The 4989-nt window shown below is 65.5% G+C and carries 3 protein-coding genes, 1 pseudogene and 1 other annotated feature; of the genes and pseudogenes, 2 read left to right on the top strand and 2 right to left on the bottom strand.

The genetic code is table 11. The features are described from left to right. Positions 1 to 220: 220 nt before the first annotated feature. Both BLS21_RS15140 and BLS21_RS15130 read right to left on the bottom strand, forming a co-directional pair. Entirely contained in the window at positions 221 to 775 is a 555-nt protein-coding gene (locus tag BLS21_RS15140) for a transposase (protein ID WP_342705848.1), read from the bottom strand. A gap of 193 nt (positions 776 to 968) precedes the next feature. Next, positions 969 to 2225 (bottom strand): annotated as a pseudogene (locus BLS21_RS15130) (IS3 family transposase). Further along, positions 1813 to 1941, bottom strand: a sequence feature (AL1L pseudoknot). Its footprint overlaps the pseudogene before it by 129 nt. A gap of 578 nt (positions 2226 to 2803) precedes the next feature. Between BLS21_RS15130 and BLS21_RS24685 the strand changes: the two are divergent. Then, positions 2804 to 3934, top strand: a complete 1131-nt coding sequence (locus BLS21_RS24685; protein ID WP_139177148.1) for an RICIN domain-containing protein — start codon at positions 2804 to 2806, stop codon at positions 3932 to 3934. Between the two features lie 150 nt (positions 3935 to 4084). Further along, positions 4085 to 4989: endonuclease/exonuclease/phosphatase family protein (locus tag BLS21_RS15125; RefSeq protein ID WP_139177146.1), on the top strand; the 905-nt coding region annotated here is incomplete at its 3' end.

Here is a 4989-nt window from a genome sequence, read left to right as displayed (position 1 = left end):
GTAGAGGGCGATGTGATCGAGCCTGCCGGAGTGGTCGTAGTCGAAGGCGAAGGCCCGATCACGCTCGTCGGCCAGGTCGTAGCCGCCGATGCCGTTGTCCATGAGCACTCCTCGTCGGAGCAGGGACGGTTCCTTCTTTCCTGTAGCTCCTCGGTGGGGGACTGTCGGTCAGACAGCCGCCAAAGCGGCGTACTACAGCACGCGCACCGTCACCCCGGCGTCACCGTCGTGTCACCAAGATCATCAACGGCGAAAGTTCACGAACGATTCGAACTCGAGCCCCGTGCTGGACAGGAGCTGCCAGCAGCCCGGGGCGGTACTGCATCCGCTGGAGCCGGGTCTTCACCAGCGCAGTCAGCTCGGCGAGGGTGTGCTTGGTCTGGTTGGCGAGCGACCGCTTCAGGTGTAACCACACCGGCTCCAGCGGATTGAGCTCATGGGCGTACGGCGGCAGCCGGTAGACGGTCAGCCAGGGCCGGGCGGCGATCAGCTCGGCCATGGCCTTGTTCGTGTGAATGCTCAGGTGGTCCCAGACCAGCACGATCGGGCCGCTCAGCTGCTGGCGGGCGGTCCCCAGCAGGGCGGCGTAGTCGGCCTCGGTGAACCCCTTGCGCCGCCCGCCGCGCCGCCCGCGATAGGTGCGGTAATTCAGCCGCGGCCGGTGCCCGGGCTCGACCGCGACCAGCTCGGCCACCGACAGCCGCGGGCTGATCGCCGCGGTCACCCGCACCACCGGGGTCCGACCGCGGCGGCCCCAGGTGCGACCCTGCGGCAGCCTGGAGCCCCGTGGCCCGATTCGTCTTCGAGGACCCGCCAGGCGCCCAGGTCCGCCGCGGCCCCCCTATCTTGGGCCAGGTCTCCAGCCGCCAGGCGCGGATCCACTCCTCGTCGCGCTGGACCACGCGCCGGGCGGGCACCTGCACGCTCCACCCCAGCCGGTGCAGCAGCAGATTTGAACCGCCCCGGGTTCAGTGGAGGCTCGGTGCTGCCGGGAGGTCCTCGGTGAGGTCGGCGATCGAACGGTAGTAGAGGTCCTCGAACTCGACCGGTGGATGTCGCCGCAGGCGCCGTGCAGGCGGCGGTGGTTGAACCAGTCGACGTACTCCAGGGTGGCCAACTCGACGTCGTCGAGGCCGCGCCACGGTCCGCGGCGGCGGATGAGCTCGGTCTTGTACAGGCCGATCAGGGACTCGGCGGCGGCGTTGTCATAGGAGTCGCCCTTGCTGCCCACCGAGCGGACGGCGCCGGCGGCGTCGAGCCGGTCGGTGTAGCGCAGCGACAGGTACTGCGAGCCCCTGTCCGAGTGGTGGATCAGCCCGCGGATCTCGTGGCCGTCGCGGGCGCGCTGCCACAGCCCCTGCTCGAGGGCGTCGGCGGCCAGATCGGTGCGCAGGCTGATCGAGCAGCGCCAGCCGACGATGCGCCGCGAGTAGACGCCATGACGAAGGCGGCGTACACCCAGCCCGACCAGGTCGCGACGTAGGTCAGTTCGGCCACCCACAGCCGGTTCGGCGCCGCAGCCCGGAAGACGCGTTGCACCAGGTCCTCGGGCTGGGCGTCGACGGTTGCGGCCGGGACGGTGGTCCGCTTGACCTTGCCGCGCACCGCGCCGGCCAGGCCGAGGGAGCGCATCAGCCGTTCGACCTGGCAGCGCGGCACGCGGTGGCCTGCGCGCAGGAGTTGCCGCCAGACCTTGCGGACTCCGTAGACGCCCAGGTTGTCCTCGAAGACCCGCCTGATCTCCGGTTTGAGTTGCGCGTCGCGGACCGCCCGGTCCGAGGGTGGTCGGGTCCGCGCGGCGTAGTAGGTGCTCGGAGCGATCGTGGCGCCCGCCTCGGTGAGCGCGCGGCAGATCGGCTCGACTCCGAACTCCTGTCGATGCTGGTCGATGTAGTCGATCAGCGCTGGGAGGGCCGGTCGAGCTCGGCCGCGAAGAAGGCCGACGCGCTCTTGAGGATCGCGTTCGCCCGGCGCAGCTCGCGGTTCTCCCGTTCCAGCTCGGCCAGCCGGGCCCGCTCGTCGGTGGTCAGACCCGGCGCGCTGCCGGCGTCGATGCGGGCCTGCTGCACCCAGTTCCGCAGCGAGTCCGGCACGATCCCCAGCTGCTCGCCGACCCGCTTGCAGGCGGCGTTGACGCTCAGCTTCTCTGGCCCGTCGACCAGGTCGAGCGCGAAGCGGATCGCCCGCTCACGCAGCTCGTCGGGATACTTCCGCGGTGCCGCCATGACTTCCATCCTTCGGTGGTTGGAAGCCTCCATCAATCCCGGGGCGGTTCACGCAGCTCCTGCGGATACCGGACGCTTCGATCTGCCACGACTCCATCCTCCTCAAGGACTGGAGTCTCCGGACTCGCCGGGGCGGTTCAACCGAGCCTTCAAGCGAGCCCGCGCCAAGCATATGGGGCTCGGGGAGGGCAGCCTGATCGCCCCCGAGATTGCGGCGCCGAGCCCCGCGGTCAGCTCCGCCGCGATCAACGCCTAGTGGATTGTGGTCGTGCGGCTGCGGTCACCGACAGCCGCGGCTTGAGTGCACGGGATTGCCCACACGCTCGGCGGCCTGGACGTCCATCGCCTCACGGGACGTTGCCGCGGTGACGACATGGTGACGATGCGGTGACGGTAGCCGCGGACCCTGGGAGTGCCACTGCGGCCGCGTCGGTTGAGCACGCTAGAGCACCCGGGCCAGAGACTTGGGATGAAGCCCCGCCGCCCCTTCCCTCACGAGTCTGGATGGGTGTGTTCATTCACCTTTCTGGAGGTGCAGCATGGAATCCGATGTCGCATTTCCGCCCCAAACTTCCCCCGTGGACCTGCATTCCAGCGATTTTCTGAAGTGGCTGGACAACCGGGCGCACGAGACAGCCCGGACTCAGGGAAGCTTAGAACATATTACATGGGGCCGCGACCTGGACGCTCCGAGAGTGGAGACAACTTTCCACGCCTATCGGAATACTCGACCCGATATTGATTGGAACACCTGCGGTCAGGCCGCCATTGCCACAATCATCGATTTCCACCGCATCGACCCGTTCGGGTTGCCGCGGAACGCGGCAGGGCACTGGGATGACGGCGCAATAATTGACGCAATCATCAATGATGGACAGGGCCCGGACGTTGTCTTTGGCTGGGGTACAACCCCGGGAAGGATCGCTGAGGCGCTGGGGCGCTATGGGTGCATAGCGAAGGCGGTATGCTTTCCTCCCGTCGATATTGGACTTTGGAGGGCCGTGGCCTTCAGCCAACTGGCGGAGGCTCTGAACCGAAACTTGCCCGTTCCAGTGCTCGTTGACCTGGGTAGACTAAATGGGACCGCCTTCACTTTTCACTGGCCAGTTGCCTACAAGTTAGAAAATGGTCGCGTCCACCTCGGCAACATGGCCAGCTCGTGGAACGCTACTCCGAACCTAGTGGAATTCGTGGATGCATGGACTGCATGGCCCTTGCCCGGATATCACCTCTGCGCAGTATACGCGCGCTTTGAACGTCCGCCCGAGCCAATTCCCGTCAACCAGATACAGGCCGGAATGCAGGTCGGGCTGTGGTGCTGGGGTGATATTCCCGGCCCGCGGTGGCTGGACGGCGTCACGCCAAACGGCACGGTCGTCCTCAGTCTCGAACCGAGTGGGTCGGGGAGCCGGTGGAGGCTGCACGACGCCGGCGGGGCAGCGATTCACCTGGAGTGTCTCGGCGACCAGCCCGGACCCCGGTGGCTAGACGGCGTCACGCCAAACGGCACGGTCGTCCTTAGCCCCGACACGGGCGGGTCGGGGAGCCGGTGGAGGCTGCACGACGCCGGCGGGGCAGCGATTCACCTGGAGTGTCTCGGCGACCAGCCCGGACCCCGGTGGCTAGACGGCGTCACGCCAAACGGCACGGTCGTCCTTAGCCCCGACACGGGCGGGTCGGGGAGCCGATGGATCGTCACTCCCCGCTGATGATCCGCCATTCGCGAGGCACCGCCGATGGGCGGGCTACCGACATCGGGTGACTACCCTTGCAGGATTCGTAGCGGTTCGAGCGACACCGTCCCTCAATCGCTCTCGAAAACTCCCGCCTACCTACCCACTCTATGAGTAGAGGCCGATATGCCCGATAAGTTGCGAATCCTCACCTGGAACATCGCGGAAGGGCGAGACACCAACCCGGATCTCCCGGATAACGTCTTCATACCGCAGATAACTGAGGCTATACGCAAAGAGGCGCCTGACATTGTGCTACTCAATGAGGCCCTGAGATACCGCCCTCCGTTTGGACCTGACTTCAACCAACCTGTCCGTATCGCAGAAGGCGTCGGCTTCGAGTATGCACACTGGGGGCACACCGTTTCCATGGGTCTTCGAGCATGGAAGGTTGTGGCCGTACTGTCACGCTTTCCGCTCTATACGCCAATTTATCATCCTGTGATTAGCAATGGAGGCGAGACAACGTATGGTGTCATCCAGGTGGCAGCCTGGATATTTGAGATAGATCATCTGATCTTCTCACTGCGGTTCAACGCTTGGAGTGACTCCGAGAACCGCGATGGCCACCATCTTGCAACGTCCCTGGCACAGCTTCGCTCCGACGCGATCATCATGGCTGGCGACTTCAATAATGCGGACGGGCGGATAGCAGGATGGCACGAGTTTGTCGCCCAGAGCGGACTCCACAATGCATACCAAGGTTCCGTAACAAGTGACGGCCCCATCGACCACATTCTCTATCGAGGGCCTTATGTCTCGACCGACTTCGCCGCCCCTCCAGCGCCTCCAGAGACTTCTGACCATGGGTATGTAGTTACCAACCTACTAAGCCAAGAGGCACCTCCGCCTCCCTTCCCGCCTCCAGGTGCACAAATCAGACTACAGTGCCTTGGGCATATTCCTGGCTCGCGGTGGCTGGATGGCGTCACAACGGATGGAAGGGTGGTTCTTTCTCCCGACACAACAGGCTCAGGCAGTCGCTGGCGCGTACACGACGCAGGCGGTGGCGCCTTTCATCTGGAATGCCT

The sequence above is a fragment of the Geodermatophilus siccatus genome, from assembly GCF_900103785.1.
Lineage (GTDB): Bacteria > Actinomycetota > Actinomycetes > Mycobacteriales > Geodermatophilaceae > Geodermatophilus > Geodermatophilus siccatus.
Note: the sequence above shows the minus strand (reverse complement) of the source record. Positions and strands in the feature narration are given on the sequence as shown.